Origin of the sequence: Bilophila sp. 4_1_30 (assembly GCF_000224655.1) — a bacterium.
Classification (GTDB): Bacteria; Desulfobacterota; Desulfovibrionia; order Desulfovibrionales; family Desulfovibrionaceae; genus Bilophila; species Bilophila wadsworthia.
This window is the reverse complement of the sequence record NZ_JH114232.1, coordinates 140666-158139: the sequence shown is the minus strand read 5'-3', so window position 1 is coordinate 158139 and position 17474 is coordinate 140666. Positions and strand designations below refer to the sequence as shown.

The window sequence follows — 17474 nt, the reverse complement described above, 5'->3', positions numbered from 1 at the left end:
CCGATATTCCCTTATCCTTTCCCCTACTTCGCCTCCTCCACACGCACGGGCGTGAGCTTCAGCGCGGGGATCTTGACCGTGGGGTCGAGATGCTCGTGGCTCGTGAGCGCGTTGGCGGGGCTCTCCGCGAAATGGAAGGGGAGAAAAACGGTTCCGGGCTGGAGATCCATTGTCGTCCGCAGGCGGGCCACGATGGAACCCTGCCGCGACGTCACGCGCACTTTCCAGTTGTCCTTGAGCCGCAAGGCCGCCGCATCGTCCGGGTGCATGTCGAGAAAGGCCTCCGGATACTCGCGATCCAGCGCCCACGAGCGCCGGGTCATCGTGCCGGTGTGGTAGTGGTGCGAGACGCGCCCGGTGAGCAGCGTGAACGGATAGGTTTCATCCGTGGCGCAGCCGAGATCGTCGGGCACGTCGTTGACCGTGAACAGCCCGCGCCCCCGCATGAAGGACGCGGCATGCAGATAGGGCGTGCCCGGATGATCAGGGGTCGGGCAGGGCCAGCACAGCCCCTGTTCCTCGGCAAGGCGGGTATAGTCCATGCCCGCGTAACTCGGGACCACCTGACGGATCTCATTGAAGATCTCGCGGGGCGAATCGTAGTCCGCCCGCCCGCCGAGCGCGTTGATCACGTCGCACAGGATGCGCCAGTCGGCCCGCGTGCCGGGCAGAGGGGACAGGACTTCGTTGATGAGCTGTACCCGGCGTTCGGTGTTGGTGAACGTCCCCTGCTTTTCGAGATAGCTGGTCGCGGGCAGGATCACGTCGGCAAGCTGTGCCGTAGGCGTCATGAAAATGTCCTGCACAATGAGGAAATCGAGGTTCCGCAGCCCCGCTTCGACTTTCGCCGCGTCAGGATCGGACTGCATGGGGTTCTCGCCCATAATGTAGGCCGCCCGGATGCTTCCGTCGCGCATCCCATCCATGATTTCGGTAAGCTTCTTGCCCTGCTCATCGGCGAACGGGCCCCAGAGCCGGGCGAAACGCTGGTGCCCCAGCTCGGAATCCGCCTTGACGTAGCCGGGCAGGGTTTCGGGGAGCGCTCCCATATCGCAGGAGCCCTGCACGTTGTTCTGCCCGCGCAAGGGGATGAGCCCGGTGGAAGGCCGCCCGATCATGCCGCAGAGCATAACGAGGTTCGCCAGCGCGCCGCAGGTTCGGGTTCCCGTTACCTGCTGGGTGACGCCCATGCAGTAGAGGATGATGGAATTGGGCCCCTTGGCGTACAGCCGGGCCGTTTCCCGGATGGCTTCGGGCCGGAGGCCGGTGAGCGGCGCGGCCCATTCCGGGGTGCAGCCCTCCAGCGAGGCGCGTAGGGCGTCGAAATGCTCCGTGCGCTCGTTGATGAAGGCCTCGTCCTGCGCTTTCTCTTCAAACAGGATGGCGTGCATCAGCGCGTTGACGAGCGCGAGGTTGCTGCCCGGACGGATGGCGAGGTGGATGTCCGACAGCGTTGCCACGGGCGTACGCCGAGGGTCCACGGTAATGAGCTTTGCCCCGCGTTTCTTGGCCGCCGTGATGCGGGCGTAGGCCAGCGGGTGCTGCGCCGACGTGTTGGAACCGATCACGAGGATGGTGTCGGCGAAGCGGATTTCCTCAAGGCCGTTGGTGGCCGCCCCGGACCCGAATGCTGTAGCCAGACCGGCTACGGTGGGGCTGTGTCAGAGGCGCGCGCAGTGATCGATGTTCGGTGAACCGATCACGGCGCGGGTCAGTTTGGCGGCGAGGTAGTTCTCTTCGTTGGTGCAGCGCGCCGAGGCGAGCATGGCGAACTTGTCCGGGCCGTGCGTGCGGATCACCGCGCGCAGGTGTTCCGCAATGGCGCGGTAGGCTTCGCTCCACGAAACGCCTTTCAGCGTGCCGTCTTCCTGACGGAGCAGGGGCTGATCCAGACGGTCGGGATGGCGCGCGAAGCCGTGCCCCTGCCACCCCTTGGAGCACAACATGCCCTGGCTGACGGGATGATCCGGCTTGGGCAGGACGCCGGTGATGCGCCCGCCCTCCACGGTCAGATACAGGTTGCACCCGCATCCGCAATAGCCGCAGGTCGTCAGGACTTTTTTCATGCTCCACCCCAAAAATTGTTCAGTTGACCAATCATAGATCCGGTGGGTTTCGCTTACAAGCCTTTTCGGAGTTTGTGCGGAAAATTTTTTACGATTTCGATTGTTTTTATCGCAGAAGCTTTGTTTTTCACCAAATTGTCGCCTCTTCTTTCTACGGTATGCCGCAGGGCGCCCCCTCGTCGCCCTTTTTCCGTTTTCCCCTTTAGGTTCAGGCAGTTCCATGCCTGATCACTTCCGCTCTTTGCTTCTTCCACCCGCTGACATCGTTCAATCTTTCTTGCGGCGCAATGCCGCGTAGGGTGCAGCTCATGAAGCAATCACCCCTATATCCCCTTTTGTTGTCCGCGGTGGCGGATTCGCTCCGCCGGCCTTTCCCGGAGATCCGGCTTCTGCCCGACGGTGCGTTCGCTGCGCGCGACGGCAGGCCCGGCACGCTCACGGGAGGAAACCTCAACGCATGGAACCTCTCCTCTTCGGGCGCGGAACGTGTGCTCGACCAATGGCGGCGGCGCGAGACGCCTCTGGTCATCGACTATGAGCACCAGAGCCTCAATGCCCGCCACAACGGACAGCCCGCTCCTGCCGCAGGCTGGATCGAATCGCTCCGGTACGAGCCGGGGCAGGGGCTGTTCGCGTCGATCCTGTGGACGGAAGGCGCCAAGGCTTTCATCGAACAGGACGAATACCGTTTCATTTCCCCGGTGTTCTCCTTCAACCCCCAAAACGGCGACGTACTGGAACTGAAAGGCGCGGCCCTGACCAATGTTCCCGCGCTTGACGGGCTTGGCGCCGTCGCCGCGACCGAGGATTTCCCCCCATCCGACAACCCTCAACCGGAGACAGCCATGAATGCGCTCAATCGGCTGAAACAGCTGCTCGGCCTGCCTGAAGACGCGGCCGAGGAAACCTTGCAGGCGGAACTGGACAAGCTCGAATCCCTGCTCACGCCCGCGAATCCCGCCGCGTCCGATCCGTCCGCTTTGCCCGGACAGCCGCCTTTTCCCCATCAGGCAGATCCGCTGCCCGGCAACGCCCGGCCCACGCTGTTCGACTTTTTGCAGGCTTGCCATCCTCAGGCGGCCCTGACCTCGCTGGTACGCGCCAACACAGCCCTGCGCGATCAGCTTTCAGTGGCGCTCAGCGTCACGCATGGCGATCGCGTGGTCCGGAGCGTCGAAGCCGCCGTGGCCGACGGGCGCTTGAGCCGTGGGCTTGTCGGCTGGGCCACCGCGCTGGGACGTCAGAATCCGGACGCGCTGGAAACCTATCTCGCCGCCGTTGCGCCCATTGCCGCGCTCTCGTCATTCCAGAGCGCGGGCAGCCGTCCCGTGCTGTCGGCTCCCGCCGCGTCCCCGCTCTCCGATGAGGAGCGCTTCGTCTGTGCCCAGCTCGGTCTGAGCGAGGCCGAGTATCTCGCTGTGCGCGGGTAGGGGGAGATGGGGAGGGAAGACTGGGGAGGGAAGGAGGAACCTTTCTGGAGAAAGGCTTCCAGCTCTGCTATCGATGCCCGTAAGACTCGAAGACTCGTCAACGGTCACAGGCCCCTGCGGGGCCGCCATCCGGTCGCCCTCCCCTCCCCAGACCCCACCCCTCCGCCTCCCAAGACTTTCGTAAGGGTCGGCGTCGGTACGGGCGGCTTGGAAAGCCGTTTCTTTCGCGTCCGTCCCCCGGTTTGGAAAAAAGTGAAAAGGCAGGGATTCCCTCCGCGTCATCTTACCATCGGCAAACGCTTTTTTGGGGGATGCGGGGAGGGAATCAGGGGGAGAGGAAACGGTGTTTTCCTTCGGAAGAGGCCCTTTTCCCCTCCTCAGAACCATTCTTTATCATGAGGATATATCAATGGCAGTAGTGACGAGTTCCCTTGTGTCGGCCCTGCGTGTGGGCTTCCAGCGTGAGTTTCAGGATGCGCTTTCGTCTGCGCCGTCCCAGTGGGACAGGCTGTCCACCCGTGTGCCGAGCAGCTCGGCGAGCAACACCTATGGCTGGATCGGCCAGTTTCCCAAACTCCGCGAATGGTCCGGCGACCGCTCCTTCAAGAACATCAAGGAGCACGGCTATTCGGTGATGAACAATCTCTATGAGGCCACCGTGGATATCCCCCGCACGGCCGTGGAGGACGACGACATCGGCGTGTATGCCCCGCTGTTCCGCGAAATGGGCTATGCCGCCGGGACGCATCCCGACGAGATCGTGTTCGGCCTCCTCAAGAACGGCATGTCCGGCACATGCTATGACGGCAAGGCGTTCTTTGCCGTGGATCATCCCGTGTACCCGAACGCGGACGGCTCCGGCGACGCTGAAACCGTCTCCAACTGGCTGCGCCCCGCCGCCGTGGACGGAACGGTCACCGACGGGACGCCGTGGTTCGTGCTGGATGTCTCCCGCCCGCTGCGCCCGTTCATCTTTCAGGAGCGCACCGCCCCGGAATTGCAGGTCATCACCAATCCGGACAACGACTATGTCTTCATGAAGGACAAGATTCCCTACGGCATCCGTTATCGCTGCAACGGCGGGTACGGCTTCTGGCAGCAGGGCGTGTGCAGCACGCAGGAGCTGAACGCCGCCAATTTCGCCGCCGCCCTTGAAGCCATGCAGAGCTTCCGTGCCGACGGCGGGCGTCCCCTTGGCCTCGGTTTCGGGGGCGAGGCCGGGACGATGCTGGTCGTTCCCCCGTCCCTCCAGTCCGCCGCCCGCCGCGTCGTTTCCGCCGAACAGGACCCCGACGGCGGCAGCAACATCTGGTACCGCGCCGCGACGCTGCTGGTCAGCCACTGGCTGATTTAGTGGAATTTGGAAGAGCGGGAAGGGCTTTTTTGTGAAAGCGTTCTTCTCTGGACTCCCCCGAACGGCGTCAGCAGGAGGAGAGGCGGGGGAGTCCGCCTCAGCCGAAAAAGAATGGGCGGATTGCCGCCGGAGGCATTTCTGTATGGCATACGCCACGCTTGATCAGCTTGTGAGCCTGTTCGGGGCGGACGAAATCCGCACGCTTTCGGACAGGCAGGGCACGGGCGAACTCGACGAAACGGTCATTTCCGACGCGCTGGAGCGGGCATCCTCGGAAGTGGACAGCTATCTCGCGGATCGCTATGCGACGCCGCTTTCGGACTCAGCTCCTATTCCGCCCGTGGTGGTGTCGATCACTGGGGACATCGCCCGGTACCGGCTCACCGGGGGCGACATCCGCGACACCGATCCCATCCGCGAGCGCTATACCAAGGCGCTCAACTGGTTGCGCGACGTTGCGGACGGCAAGGCGGGCATTCCCGGCCTGCCGCCTGCGGGAACGGAAACGCCGGGGGCCGTGTTGCTCGAACCGGGTACCCGCCCGTGGGATGGGGTGACGCCGTGAGCCGCACGCCGATGGAGGTTGAGGATGCGATCCTCGAACGGCTCCAGCCGCTCAGGGAAACGCCGGGCGCGAAGACCGTAGCGGCGTTTCAGGGGCAGCCGGACAAGGGTACATGGGCCCGGCTGCGGCGCGGGTTTCCGGCGGTACTGGTTCTGTACGCGGGTTCTCCTGTGTTCACGCCTTCGGGCCGCCGCCTTGAGGAGCGCATGGAGTTCGAGGTCTACGTCATGGATAAAAGTTACCGTTCGGCAGCAAACGGTCAAAAGCCGGAGCCGGGGCACCCCGGAACCTATGCGCTGCTTGCCGCGGCGCGGGAACGGCTCCTCGGCGTGCCGCCTCTTCCGGGTATGGGGCCGTGCCTGCCGTCCGCTGTCCAAGGGTTCGTTCTGGATGGGGCCAGCGTCTACCGCATGACCGTTTCGACCGTACACAATATTGCACTGTAAGGATTGGATATGACTGCAAGTCCGCAGACAAGGAATTACCTTTACGGCAAGGGCGAGCTGTTTTTCCGCGCCGCGGGGAGCGAGGGATATGATCATCTCGGCAACGCCCCGGCCTTCACCATCAGCCTGACCGAAGAAAAGCTGGAGCATTTCAGCTCGATGAGCGGCACGAAGACCAAGGATCTCCAGCTGGTCACCCAGAAGGGGGCGACCGTGGCCTTCACGCTGGAGGAATTCACCACCGGAAACATCCTCCGGGCCTTCAAGGGCGCGGCGGTGGCGAAGCAGATGCAGGCCGCCGCGACGGTGTCCGGCCAGTCCGTCAGTGCCAACAAGGGCCTGTATACGTTCGTCGGCAAGGAGAAGCTCGGCTTCACGCGTCTGGAGCACGGCACGGTGACCGGGGGGACGTTCGCGCCCGGCTCCTCCGTGGTGGGTTCGACGTCCAGCGCCACGGCGACCGTCGCCTATGTGACGGACGGGGTTTTGGAGTGCGTAAACGTGCGGGGGACTTTTGTGCCCGGCGAGGAGATCGCCGCCTCTGCAATCAAAGCCACGTTGCAGGGCATCGCCCGCGTCGCCGATGTGGTGCTCACGGACAAGGCCAGCGCGCCGACCGTCCGCTACCGTCAGGGCGTCGACTACGATCTCAACGCCCGCACCGGGTTGCTGCGCGTCCGCGAATCCTGCTCCGCCGACACGGTGTTCCTGACCGCCGATTGCGAGTCTTCCGACGAACAGCTTGTTGATGCGCTGACCGCCAGTGACGTCACCGGCGAACTGCTGTTCGTAGGCCAGCCCGATCAGGGGCCGGGGCTTGTCGTGCAGTGCTGGAAGGTGACCCTTTCGCTCGGCGGCGAGGTCGGCCTCATCAGTGAGGAACTGGCCTCCATCCCCATGACCGGCGAAGTGCTCGCCGATGATCTGAACCATCCCGAAAGCCCGTTCTTCCGGGTGCGCTATCTCGGATAACCACAAAACACAGTGCGGAACTGGGGGAAACCTTTCCTGAAGAACGGCGTTCCCTTCTTTTTCCGCTTCATTTCCAAGCGACAGGAACTCACCCCGCGCCGCCTCCCCACCAACCGAAAGTCTTGGGAAGGGAGGGGGCGCGGGGGAGGGAGAACCTTTCTTCAGAAAGGTTTCCCTCCCCCGCATCATTCTTTTCCCATAAGGATACCCAATGCGAAAATCAGCTGAATTCACGATGGAAAACGACAAGGGCACCCTGAGCGTGCGCCTTCAGGAACTGACGGTGCGCGAAGTGCTGGATATGTGCGAGCAGTTCGGCAAGGGCCCGCTGGTCCACGATTTGGAGCGGCTGCTGCCGAGGATGTCCAACCTCACCACCAATGACCTCATGGACATGACGCCCGGCGAGCTTGAGCTGCTGTGGGAGCAGGTCAAGGAGGTCAACGCGGCTTTTTTCAGGATAGCCGGAGCGTTGGGCTTCGGCAGGGTGCTGGAGGCGTTCCGGGCTCAGTTGCGCAGCGATCTGATGGAGGCGGCTCTGAGCGGGAACTCCTCCGCGCGGTGATGCGGCTGGCGGGGGCCGGGCACAGGGACGTATTCGAGTATGGGTGGAGCGCGTTCGTCGAGGCGCTTGAGGCTGAGGCGCAGCGCCGGGACGAACGCATGAAGGACGCCGCCCTTGCCCTGCGCGTGGCGCTGCATACGGACGGGCGGCAGTTCAAAGCCTTTCTGGAAGCATAGGAGCGGGACATGGGACATGGCGGCTATACGCTGGAACTCAGCCTCAGGGATTCGGTTTCCGCGGGGTTGAAGGATATGGGCCGGGCTCTCTCGAATGTGCGGGAACTGGTGGGCTCGCTCCGGGCTGATGTCTCCGCGCTGAACAAGGCGTCGGGGCAGGCCGTTTCCGGGCTGGATCTGGGGAAGCTGGCGGAAGGGGCCGCCGATCAGCTGGAAGGGCTGTCCAGGGGGGCGCTTCAGGAGCTGGATGCGGCATTCCGGGACAGTGGCAAGACGATGGCGGACTACTATGCCGAGCGGCGGCGTCAGGCGGGAGAAACCGCTGACATCGAGCGGGAAAACGCTTCGGAACAGGCCGAGCGGATGGCGCAGGAGCTGGAAGCCCGGAAGGACGCGTATCAGGCCGAGCTGGAAGCTTTTGTGGCGCATGGGCAGAACTGGGCTGAGGAGCGGCAGGCACAGGCGGATCGGGAAGTGTCCATCAAGGCCGAGCAGGCGGATCGCGAGAAGGCGATCGACGCCCAGCGGCTTGAAGGGGCGTTGTCGCTGGCTGGCGGCATGGCGGATGCCATGAAGCAGGTCTACGAGTCCGGCCTTGCCCAGAGCAAGGGCGTGTACCAGCTGTATCAGGCACTGGCCATCGCCGAGGCCACCATCAGCACCTACAAGGCCGCTCAGGCCGCGTACGCGCAGGGCATGGAGTGGGGCGGCCCGGTAGTGGGCGCGATCATGGCCGCTACCGCCGTCGCTGCGGGCATGGCCCGTGTGGCTGCCATCAAGAGCACGCCGCTGAAAGGGTTCGCGTTCGGCGGGCTCATCGGCGGGCAGGATAAAGGCGATCGGGCGGACAACGTGCTGATCCGCGCCACGCCCGGCGAATACATGCTCGATAGGCCCACGGTGCGCCATTACGGGGTATCGGCTTTGGAGGCGCTGCGGCGTCGGAGCGTTCCCCGCGAACTGCTGGAGCCGTTCGCGTCGCCGCGTCTCCCGGCATCGGGAGGCAAGCGCACGGCCTATGCCCTCGGCGGCGAGATCGGAAACGGTTCCCTGACGGAGGGCGGCGGCAAGGCGCCCGGCAATGAGGGGCTGACCGTGATCAACGTTATGGATTTTCAACGTGAATTTGATCGGGCGCTGGCTTCGACGCGGGGGCGGCGCGTGCTCATCAATATTTTGGGCGAGGAAGGGATTGCGTCCTGACGCCCTGTGCGGGCCGTGTGCCTGAGGAGGAAAGCAATGGCATTCAGCGGCAAGATAACGGCGGCCAACCATGCCGACCTTTTGGCCAAAGTGACGAGCTTCATCACGGGCGATCCGGGCACGTCGGGCCGCGACTGGACGGTGGCGCGTCAGGATTCGCTGACGTGGGGCCCGGCGACGGTCTTCCGCAATACCGGGCTGTCCGGTTCGGAAGAGGTGTACGTGGGGCTTTGCGCCGCCACGTATACCGACAGCGTGAAGGGCGGGCTTGTCTGCAAGGTCTACAAGGCCTTTGACAGCGCGCCGGGCGGAACGGGGTTTCTGGATACGGCCTACGGCAACGGGACGGGGCAGAACGGGACCCATGCCTTCCTGCCTTGCTGGAATGCCGCCATGAACGTCTGGATCTGGAGCAACAAGGCGCGCGTCGTGATCGTGGCCGAGTGCAACGGGGTATACGCCAACGCCTATTTAGGGCAGCTCCGGCGTTTTTCGCTGCCGAGCGAGAACCCTTGGCCTTTGGCCTGCCTGACGGACGGCTACACGAACCTGTGGCAATACACGACATGGCACGACGCCATCACGAGCACGGGCTCGCGCGACGCGGATCTGCACAGGCGGAATCTGGCATTCGTACGGCGGGGCTCTTTCCCCTTGGCAACGACCTTTTCCTATTATCACGCCTGTCATCAGATTTGCAGGCCGGACGGCGTATGGACCTCGCACTTCGCCATTTGCCCCACGACCAGCCTGCTGAGCTCGTCGAGCGGCTATGAGACGGACATGAAGATAGACACGCAGGGGACGGGGATCGTGTTCCCGGAAGGGACGCCGCGCCTGCTCCTGCCCATGTACGTCATCCAGCTTGAGAATACGGGCGACTACACCGGGGCGTCGGCCATAGGCGAGATGTACGGGGTGCGCTGGGCTCCCGACTCGCTGGCCGGCATTGAAAGCGATGTGGACGGCTACACCCTCTTCCCCGACGTCAACCGGGTGGAGTGGCATAGCTTTATGGCCATAGGAGATGAATGATGGCGCAGCCCTGCAAGGTTTTCAGCTACACGAACGTAGGGACGGAGAAAGGCGTGCTCGCCAACATCGCCAGTGCCGCCCAGGCCGGGGGATGGACGGTGGACAAAAACGCCGTGGACGCCGACGGCGAACTGTACCTGCACAGTGCGGGCGGCGGGAACCGGCGGCTCTTTTTTTCGCTGCGGCTCTTGCAGGCGCACGACAACGCGGAGCGCTTTCTGCTGGCCGTGCACGGCAATACGGGGTTCGACGCTTCCGCGGCATGGGACGCGCAGCCGGGCCGGTTCACCGAAAGGCTGGCGCACGGCTACTGCTCGCGGACGACCGGGAAACCCATCTGGCTCAGGACTCCGGGGAAATACAGCATCACGTCCACGGGCTGGTGGATCCTGCCGCCGGTCGCCGAACAGATCGTGCTGGTCTGCCCGACGTTCGTCATGACGGCAATGCGGGTGGTCTACACGTTTTCCGACGGGGCCAATACGCCGTATTCGGGCTGGGTGCCTCTGATGTTCGGAGCGGCGGACGGCTTCGATGCCGAGACGGAACTCAACATGGTGCTGTGGTCGGCGTGGAGCGCGAACAGCGCGATGGGGCTCATGCTTTCCGCGCTGTACGTGGCCCAGCGGGACGTCAACAACGAGTATTATTTTTGCAACAACAACTACGGCAACGTGGGGCTGCTCTGGAAGGGGGACAATGTCGAGAAATTCCCGCCCGAGGGGACCTACGGCTACAGGACGAGCCCGCTTGCGTCCAGCGTGGTCCGCACCAGCGTCACCGTGCGCAATGTCATCGGGCAGGTGAACACAGACTACTGCCTGACAGGGACCGTCAACGTGGGCGGGAAAACCATAAACTATACGCATAAGGGCGGGGTCTGCGCATCGGTCCCCCAGTACAACGCGGCGCTCCTCCAGAACAGCGGGACGCTCCGGCACATGCTGATCAAACCGCTGCTGTATGTCTGCAACGGCGCGGACGTGCGCCTCGCGGGCGAGCTCCCGTATTGGGCGGTCAACCTGCACGGGCTCAAGCCCAAGGATCGCATCAGCATCGGGAGCCGGCTGTTCATGGTCCTGCCCGACATCTCGGACTCGGATGCGATCGGCCTCGCCGTTGAGGTGGAAGCATGATTTTCGAGGTGCTGTGGCCGCGCGCGGGCGGCGTCCCGGAGTGCTCGTACAGCGTCCCCGGCACGCCGGGCGCGTGGATCGGCGACGCCCCGCACCGGGGGGACGAAGTGCGGCACGAGGCCACACCGCTCCCCCGGCCCTCGGGGTACAGCATGGCCGAGAGCGTTGCGGACCTCATTTACGGGCAGATCCATCTGTATCCCTCGGAAGTCCATCTGGGGCTGCTCTCGGGGATGGAGGCGCTCGACGTGGTGCTCTGGAACGCGACGTTCGCCCCCGTGCAGCTCGTCGGCGTCAACAGCGCATCGTCCGCGGGCACGACGCTTTCGGGGTTCCGTCCGGGGGTGCTGCCGCCTACCGGCGCGCTCAAGGGCCTTCTCACCGTGTTGTCTTCCGGCCCGGCGCAGCAGGATACGACGTATACGTTCGTTACCGGCATCGGGGAGCGGAGCCTGACGATCACGGCGTCGCGCGTGCTTCTGTTTCCGTTCTGGCCCGATTGGTCGGATGGGTTGGAGATCGATTACGCGTTCGACACCGTGCTGACGCGGGGCGAGAACGGCGACGAGCAACGCCGCCCGTTGGCGAAGCGTCCCCTGCGGACGCTCCGGGCCACGATCTGGGGCGACGGCGTGAACGGGCAGCGGCTCCACCATCTTGTCCAGCACGGGAAAGATCGCGTGTTCGGCGTCCCTTTGTGGCAGGAGGCGCTGGACGTGACGGACATCGATGCCACCCGACAGGTGCTCATGCTTGGGAGGGATTTCAGCGACTGCTGGAATCTGACGCGGCTGTGCGATTTGATCATGCTGCATGAGCGCCGGAGCGGTACATTCATGGCTTGCTCCCTGCTTTCAAGGGATACTGCGGGCCGGACGCTTTCCGTGACCGCGCCGGTTTCCGATGCGTTCGCGGGGGGCGCCACGCGGCTGGTCCCGCTGTTTACGGGCATCCTGACGAGCGCGGAGCCAGCCGTGGTTTCCGACGGGATGGAAACGTGGTCGGTTGAATTCCGCGAACTGGCGGGCTCGCAGCCTGCGCTGGGGGCGTTGCCCAACGCTCCTTCCGGGACAGGCACATACCTCTGGCCGCACCGTCCCGACTGGTCGGGCGACGGCGTCGGCGGCACATCGTCCCTGCTGCGTACGCTGCGTACCGTGCGCGGCGGCGTGATGGAGCTGGGCGTCCGGAGGGATGTGGCCCCGTCGACGCACCGCCAGAAGTACCTGTTGCGGGAGCCGGAACTCGCCGACCTGCTGGATCGGGCCACAGCCCTGCGGGGGCGTTGGAAAGCGCTATTGGTGCGCGATCCGCGTCAATACTTCACCCTGACCCGCGGGTCCACGGCGGACAAGGCGATCCTGTACGTGCGGGACAACGGAGCGAAGGACGGTTTCATCCCCAACCAGCGGCTATGGATCGCCTTGCCGGGCGGTGATGTCCTGCTCCGCCGTCTCGTGGCCGTGGAAACCGCGAATGTGGGGGAACTGGCGCTGCATCTCAGTTCCGAACTCGGCGTGACCGTGCCCCCGGCCTCTCGGGTGGGCCGGGACTACTTCGCCCGTTTGGACACGGACTGCGTGGCCATCCGGCACGAATCCGCCGGGGTTTCCCGGTGTGAGTTGTCGTTTTGCACCATACCGGAGGAAAGCTGATGCGCACCGTATTGCCCCAGATTGTGGAACTCTATGAAATCATAGCCGATACCATACATATGCTCACGACCTCGCGGGAGCCCGTCCTGTGGCGCGGTGCGGAATGGACGCCCGCCGCCATCGAACGCGGCGAACTACGGGGCAGCGTGGACGGCAAAGCCGCCACGGTGACGCTGACGGCGTGCATGGACACGCTGCTCACCCGGTATCTGGCTTCACTGCCCATTCTGCCGACGCGGGTGAACATTTATGAGCACGAGCCCGAGAGCGGGGACACGGTGCAGGTTTTCGGCGGCGTGGTGCTGGAAGTGATCCCGGGGGCGGACGCCACGCAGGTTTCGGTCAACTGCCTTTCGTCAAGCTGCATCCTCGATGCCATGCTGCCCCGCATGATCTACTCGGGGCAGTGCCAGTTCGTGCTGTTCGATTCCGGGTGCGGGCTGGCGGCGCAGTCGTGGGGCGTGACGGCGTCCGTGTCCGTGGACGGGTATCTGCTGACGTCGCCGTCCTTCGCCACGTACCCCGATGGGTATTTCACGCGCGGGTATGCGGCGGCGGGAGGGGATTTCCGGTTCATCGTCGCGCATGGCGGCGACACGATCACGCTTCAGCTGCCCTTCGATTCCCGGGTGGGCAACGGAGGGACCGTCACGGCATACCCCGGATGCGACGGCTCGCCCGCCACTTGCCGGGACCGTTTCGGCAATTCCGCCCGTTTCGGCGGCTGCGCCTCCATCCCGAGCCGGAACCCCGCCGTCTGGGGATTCAAATAGGAAGCCGAAGGGGGCCCTGCAAAGGAAGGCGCCTCTTTTCCGTTTCCAAAGGAAGGACCGTTATGCACTATTTCGACAACGAGGCCGCGTGGGAAGCCTTCCGCGCGGAGGCAGAGTCATGGCTCGGGACCCCCTACAGGCATTTGCAGCGGTGCAAGGGGCGCGGTGCGGACTGCACGCTGTTCGTCGGGCAGGCGCTGCTGGATGCCGGGCTGCTGACCCGTCTGGAGTACGACTACTATCCCCGTGACTGGCACGAGCATACGCGGGAAGAATACGTGCTGGAGGCCAGCCACCGGCATATGCGCGACTACTTGCGTCCGGGGTTGGAGATGGCTTCCCTTCCTGTGGGTGCGCCGCTCCTGCGGGGCGACTGGCTGGCGTTTTCCACCACGGAGCGCCGCGTGACCAACCATTGCGGTCTGGTCTGGCCCTGCGCCGACGGCGGGTTTCAGATGCTGCACGCCATCAACGACCGGGGCGTATCGTTTACGCCGCTCGGGAACTGGTGGCTGCGGCGCATGACCCGGCACTTCCGCATCGTCATTGCCGAAACGGAGGTGGCCGCATGGGCGTAGGGCTTATCATCGCCGCCGTGACCATCGGGGCGACCGTGGCGACGACGCTGTTCGCCAAGGGGCCGCGCTCCACGAAGGGGGCGGACATGGCCCCGGCCAATCTCGACGCCTTCCGTCTGACCACGGCTGAGGAAGGTACGGTCATCCCCCGCGTGTTCGGCACCGTCAGGCTGCCGGGAAACCTGCTGTACTACGGCAACCTTTCCAGCGAGCCGGAGTATGAGGAAACGACCGTGGGCGGCAAGGGCGGCAAAAAGAAAAAGCAGAAGGTGCTGCAAGGCTACCACTACCGCATGGACGTGTGGCAGGGCATCGGCATGGGGCCGCTGGAACTTGTCGGCGTGTATCAGGACGACCGGCTGCTTACGGAGCAGGGCGGGGCCATCTCGTGTGCCGAGCAGGTCTGGAACAACGGCACGGGCGCGTTTTATCCCGCGCAGGCCGGGCCGTACGCCAGCCGCCTCCCGGGAGTGTCCCATATCTGGCTCCGGCAGTTTTATCTGGGCTTCAACGTATCCATGATGCCGACGCTGCATTACGTGGTGCGGTTCTGCGGGGATATCCCGCTGGAACACGCCATCCTGTCCAACGGCGTGAATCCGGCGGCGATCATCCTTCAGCTGCTCCTTGATGCCGGGGCTTCGTGGTCTTCCATCGACAAGCCGAGCTTTTCCGCCGCCGCGTCGTTCTGGGCACAGAAGGGCTATGGCCTGAACATCGTGTTCTCGCGTCAGAAACCCGTACGCGATCACATTATGCAGGTACTCGGGGCGGTGGGCGGCTGGCTCATCGAGCGGGCTGACGGGACGCTGTCCCTGCGGGCTCCGGATCCGGATGTGGCGCCTTCGGCGACGCTCGGGGAAGGCGACTTTCTGGAGGGTTCCTTTTCCTTCAAACGGGCGGCGTGGGATACGACGTGGAACGATCTTTCCGGCAAGTTCACCGACGCGGCGCAGGACTATTCCGAGCGTGCCGTGACCGCCAACAACGCGGCCTCCATCCAGCTCCTCGGGCTGCGGCGCAAAAAGAGCGTGGATCTGACAGCCTTCACCGACCGCAGCGCGGCGCAGCGGCGCATCGAGGAACTGCGGGATGTGGAATCCTACCCGGCGGCTTCGTTCTCGTTTGACGTGTCGCGTGACTATGCCCATATCGAGCAGGGGCAGATCCTCGAGATCACGCACTCGCGTTTCGGCCTTTCCGGGGTACGGGTGCGCGTGCTGGAAGTCGTACGCGGGAACCTGTCCGAGAACCGCATTTCGATTCAGGCCAAGCAGGTTGTGGAACGGCTGTCCGGGACGTTCGTTCCTCCGGGGGAACCCCTGCCCGATCCGATGGCTCCTCCGACCGTCGTGTACCCGCCGGTCACCGGCATCCCGCCGTGGTCGGCTCCGGACCTCTCGCCGGTTCCCTTGCGGCACGCGCGGCTTTTCGAACTGCCGCGAAACCCGGAAACCGGCTCCGAGCCCGTGGTCCTCGTGCTGGCGGCGCGGGAGCTGCTTTCCGAGGAAGGGGTGCTGGTGGAGCGTTCCGCCACGAATGCCGACTACAGCCCCGTTGGGCTGCTTTCGGCTCCGTGGGCGCAATACGGGACCCTCGCCGAGGCGTATCCGGCGAGTACGCTTGCCGTGGACGACACGCAGGGGCTGCTGTACCGGCCCTATAAGGAAGATCCGTCCTTCGGCCCGGTCAGCCGGACGGATCTGTTCGGGGCGCGGCGCATGGCGCTCGTCGGAGACGAATTGATGCTTTTCCAGACGGTCGTGCTTGAGGGCTCCGAGACGACGCGGCTCTCCGGCGTGGTGCGGGGGTACATGAATACGCCCGTCCAGGCGCACGCGTCGGGAGCGGCGATATGGGTATTCCGGAATCCGGGTGAGGGAAACACGGTGCAGGGACTGCCCATAGGCACGCACAACATCAAACTGCGGCCCGTCTCGGGAGATGAGGTGCTCGGAGCGGATCGGGTGGATCGCCTGTCTCTCGCCGTGACCGGAAAGGCGATGGTCCCGTGGCCCGTCGCCGGGCTGCGGGCGGTACGCACGGGGGATTCCGTCGCCGTAAGCTGGAGCCCGGTGGACGTCGCTTTCGGCGGGGCCGGGACGCGCACCGAGAACGAGAATGAGCCGGTGCCCGCCGGATTCTCCGGGGATTTCGTCCTCACGGCGGCGGGTACGGAGCATGTGGTCAACGGCACGTCCATCACCCTTACGCGCTCGGGACGCTTCGCGCTGTCCGTGACGGCGCGGCAGCTCGGGTATGTTTCCCCGGCGGCATACGTCACCGTGGAATCGCAGGACGGGGAATACGTGGCCTGAACCGGGCATTCCAACGGATAAGAACGCAATGGCATATTTCCCATGGCCGGAGTTCCGGGCCATCGGGAGGAGCGGCCCGACAAAACAAGCAAGGAGAAGACGTAATGGCGAGTTTGACCCCGACCGGGCTTGAAACGATCACCTATGGGCAGCAAGGCTGGAACGCCATCGTGACGGCGAACATGCAGCGTCTCAACACATGGCTCGGAAAGCTGCTTCCGCTGATGGACAGCCGGAGCCGCACGGCGGGGGCCGTCCCCGTGTGGAACGCCGTCAACGGCAACTGGGAGCCGTCCAATGCGGTTCAGGCCCTGCAAACGGAACTGGAGGCCCTCAAGTCCCGCGTGGCGGCGCTGGAGGCAGCGGCGGAAGAGCCGCCTTCCGCCTAGAATAAAGGCCGCTCCTGAGAGATCAGGAGCGGCCTTTGCCGTATGAGCCGGAAGGTCTCGGAAGGAAGGAAAGAGAGGTCCGGCGGGGAGGCTTGGCAGTTCACGCCTTGGCGGAACTATTTTTCAAGGCAGGCTTTCACGGCCCCGAGAGCGGCTTCGAAATCGACGTCGTGGGTGACTTCCTTGACGATCTGTTCGTAGGCGATGACGCCGTTGGCGCAGATGACGAACACGGCGCGGCTGAGGAGGCGGAGTTCCTTGATGGCGACGCCATAGGCCGTACCAAAGGAAAGGTCGCGGTGGTCGGAGAGGGTTTCGACGGCGTCCACTCCGGCGGCTCCGCACCAGCGGGTCTGGGCGAAGGGGAGGTCGCAGCTGATGGTCAGGATGCGGACATTGTCGGAAAGCTTGGCGGCTTCGGTGTTGAAACGGCGGGTCTGCATGTCGCAGACGGGCGTGTCGAGGGAAGGAACCACGCTGATGACCAGCACTTTGCCCTTGTAGTCGGCCAGCGTGCGCGGCGTGAGATCATTGGCGAGCACGCAGAATTCCGGGGCCGTTTCGCCCACGGAAACGCCTTTGCCGAGGAGGGTCAGGGGATTGCCCTGGAAAGTGATGACGCCGGTGCGTTCCTCAATCATGATAAGCCTCCATCCCCCAAAAAGCGGGAGCGTAGTATTGTTCTGTGATGTGGGAAAAACGTTACCGCAAACACGATAGGATGTAAATAGAAATGATTCCTGATTGCGAAAAAATCACGGAACATATCATGCTCCCTTTCTTTTTTTGGGGCGGCGCAACGATGGCGGGTGT

Annotated in this window: 17 protein-coding genes and 1 pseudogene; 15 read left to right on the top strand and 3 right to left on the bottom strand. The window is 64.3% G+C overall.

Features of this window, described 5'->3' with window-relative positions; genetic code table 11:
• Positions 1–23: 23 nt before the first annotated feature.
• Positions 24–1946, bottom strand: a complete 1923-nt coding sequence (gene fdhF / locus HMPREF0178_RS23030; RefSeq protein WP_369737247.1) for a formate dehydrogenase subunit alpha — start codon at positions 1944–1946, stop codon at positions 24–26.
• Positions 1923–2066 (bottom strand): annotated as a pseudogene (locus HMPREF0178_RS23025) (hypothetical protein); the annotation flags it as partial. The gene fdhF and the pseudogene HMPREF0178_RS23025, both read right to left, overlap by 24 nt.
• 308 nt (positions 2067–2374) lie before the next feature.
• On the opposite strand from HMPREF0178_RS23025, the gene HMPREF0178_RS07435 reads away from it, so the two are divergent.
• From HMPREF0178_RS07435 to HMPREF0178_RS07370, 15 genes are all read left to right on the top strand, one after another.
• Positions 2375–3496 (top strand): phage protease, encoded by a 1122-nt coding sequence (locus HMPREF0178_RS07435; protein ID WP_009368158.1) that lies wholly within the window; start codon positions 2375–2377, stop codon positions 3494–3496.
• Between the two features lie 409 nt (positions 3497–3905).
• Positions 3906–4850: a Mu-like prophage major head subunit gpT family protein gene (locus HMPREF0178_RS07430; RefSeq protein ID WP_009368156.1), complete on the top strand. Its 945-nt coding sequence runs from the start codon at positions 3906–3908 to the stop codon at positions 4848–4850.
• Positions 4851–4992: 142 nt separating this feature from the next.
• On the top strand, positions 4993–5415 hold the full coding sequence (locus HMPREF0178_RS07425) for a gp436 family protein (protein ID WP_009368155.1): 423 nt from the start codon (positions 4993–4995) through the stop codon (positions 5413–5415).
• On the top strand, positions 5412–5861 hold the full coding sequence (locus HMPREF0178_RS07420; RefSeq protein ID WP_232281232.1) for a phage protein Gp37: 450 nt from the start codon (positions 5412–5414) through the stop codon (positions 5859–5861). The genes HMPREF0178_RS07425 and HMPREF0178_RS07420 overlap by 4 nt, the downstream gene beginning before the upstream one ends.
• A 9-nt stretch (positions 5862–5870) precedes the next feature.
• Entirely contained in the window at positions 5871–6833 is a 963-nt protein-coding gene (locus HMPREF0178_RS07415; protein WP_009368153.1) for a hypothetical protein, read from the top strand.
• 211 nt (positions 6834–7044) lie between these two features.
• Positions 7045–7398, top strand: a complete 354-nt coding sequence (locus HMPREF0178_RS07410) for a hypothetical protein (RefSeq protein WP_009368152.1) — start codon at positions 7045–7047, stop codon at positions 7396–7398.
• Positions 7395–7574, top strand: a complete 180-nt coding sequence (locus HMPREF0178_RS21480; protein WP_005027927.1) for a hypothetical protein — start codon at positions 7395–7397, stop codon at positions 7572–7574. Before HMPREF0178_RS07410 ends, HMPREF0178_RS21480 begins: the two co-directional genes overlap by 4 nt.
• A 9-nt stretch (positions 7575–7583) precedes the next feature.
• Positions 7584–8777, top strand: a complete 1194-nt coding sequence (locus HMPREF0178_RS07405; RefSeq protein ID WP_009368150.1) for a hypothetical protein — start codon at positions 7584–7586, stop codon at positions 8775–8777.
• Positions 8778–8813: 36 nt separating this feature from the next.
• Entirely contained in the window at positions 8814–9812 is a 999-nt protein-coding gene (locus HMPREF0178_RS07400; RefSeq protein ID WP_009368149.1) for a hypothetical protein, read from the top strand.
• Positions 9812–10948: a hypothetical protein gene (locus HMPREF0178_RS07395; protein ID WP_009368148.1), complete on the top strand. Its 1137-nt coding sequence runs from the start codon at positions 9812–9814 to the stop codon at positions 10946–10948. The genes HMPREF0178_RS07400 and HMPREF0178_RS07395 overlap by 1 nt, the downstream gene beginning before the upstream one ends.
• Positions 10945–12603: a hypothetical protein gene (locus HMPREF0178_RS07390; protein ID WP_009368147.1), complete on the top strand. Its 1659-nt coding sequence runs from the start codon at positions 10945–10947 to the stop codon at positions 12601–12603. Before HMPREF0178_RS07395 ends, HMPREF0178_RS07390 begins: the two co-directional genes overlap by 4 nt.
• Complete coding sequence (locus HMPREF0178_RS07385; protein ID WP_009368146.1) at positions 12603–13376, top strand: phage BR0599 family protein; 774 nt, start codon at positions 12603–12605, stop codon at positions 13374–13376. The genes HMPREF0178_RS07390 and HMPREF0178_RS07385 overlap by 1 nt, the downstream gene beginning before the upstream one ends.
• A gap of 62 nt (positions 13377–13438) precedes the next feature.
• Positions 13439–13954, top strand: coding sequence for a C40 family peptidase (locus HMPREF0178_RS07380; RefSeq protein WP_009368145.1), 516 nt, complete (start codon positions 13439–13441; stop codon positions 13952–13954).
• Positions 13945–16272: a phage tail protein gene (locus HMPREF0178_RS07375; RefSeq protein ID WP_009368144.1), complete on the top strand. Its 2328-nt coding sequence runs from the start codon at positions 13945–13947 to the stop codon at positions 16270–16272. The genes HMPREF0178_RS07380 and HMPREF0178_RS07375 overlap by 10 nt, the downstream gene beginning before the upstream one ends.
• A 104-nt stretch (positions 16273–16376) precedes the next feature.
• Positions 16377–16661 (top strand): hypothetical protein, encoded by a 285-nt coding sequence (locus HMPREF0178_RS07370; RefSeq protein WP_005027919.1) that lies wholly within the window; start codon positions 16377–16379, stop codon positions 16659–16661.
• Positions 16662–16777: 116 nt separating this feature from the next.
• On the opposite strand, the gene tpx is transcribed toward HMPREF0178_RS07370, so the two are convergent.
• Positions 16778–17302: a thiol peroxidase gene (tpx, locus tag HMPREF0178_RS07365; protein ID WP_009368143.1), complete on the bottom strand. Its 525-nt coding sequence runs from the start codon at positions 17300–17302 to the stop codon at positions 16778–16780.
• Positions 17303–17474: the final 172 nt, after the last annotated feature.

Excerpts from the sequence above, each read along its gene's own strand:
- HMPREF0178_RS07435 (WP_009368158.1), top strand. The coding sequence starts at position 2,375 with ATGAAGCAATCACCCCTATATCCCCTTTTGTTGTCCGCGGTGGCGGAT.
- HMPREF0178_RS07430 (WP_009368156.1), top strand. The coding sequence starts at position 3,906 with ATGGCAGTAGTGACGAGTTCCCTTGTGTCGGCCCTGCGTGTGGGCTTC.
- HMPREF0178_RS07425 (WP_009368155.1), top strand. The coding sequence starts at position 4,993 with ATGGCATACGCCACGCTTGATCAGCTTGTGAGCCTGTTCGGGGCGGAC.
- HMPREF0178_RS07415 (WP_009368153.1), top strand. The coding sequence starts at position 5,871 with ATGACTGCAAGTCCGCAGACAAGGAATTACCTTTACGGCAAGGGCGAG.
- HMPREF0178_RS07410 (WP_009368152.1), top strand. The coding sequence starts at position 7,045 with ATGCGAAAATCAGCTGAATTCACGATGGAAAACGACAAGGGCACCCTG.
- HMPREF0178_RS07405 (WP_009368150.1), top strand. The coding sequence starts at position 7,584 with ATGGGACATGGCGGCTATACGCTGGAACTCAGCCTCAGGGATTCGGTT.
- HMPREF0178_RS07400 (WP_009368149.1), top strand. The coding sequence starts at position 8,814 with ATGGCATTCAGCGGCAAGATAACGGCGGCCAACCATGCCGACCTTTTG.
- HMPREF0178_RS07395 (WP_009368148.1), top strand. The coding sequence starts at position 9,812 with ATGGCGCAGCCCTGCAAGGTTTTCAGCTACACGAACGTAGGGACGGAG.
- HMPREF0178_RS07390 (WP_009368147.1), top strand. The coding sequence starts at position 10,945 with ATGATTTTCGAGGTGCTGTGGCCGCGCGCGGGCGGCGTCCCGGAGTGC.
- HMPREF0178_RS07385 (WP_009368146.1), top strand. The coding sequence starts at position 12,603 with ATGCGCACCGTATTGCCCCAGATTGTGGAACTCTATGAAATCATAGCC.
- HMPREF0178_RS07380 (WP_009368145.1), top strand. The coding sequence starts at position 13,439 with ATGCACTATTTCGACAACGAGGCCGCGTGGGAAGCCTTCCGCGCGGAG.
- HMPREF0178_RS07375 (WP_009368144.1), top strand. The coding sequence starts at position 13,945 with ATGGGCGTAGGGCTTATCATCGCCGCCGTGACCATCGGGGCGACCGTG.
- HMPREF0178_RS07370 (WP_005027919.1), top strand. The coding sequence starts at position 16,377 with ATGGCGAGTTTGACCCCGACCGGGCTTGAAACGATCACCTATGGGCAG.
- tpx (WP_009368143.1), bottom strand. The coding sequence starts at position 17,302 with ATGATTGAGGAACGCACCGGCGTCATCACTTTCCAGGGCAATCCCCTG.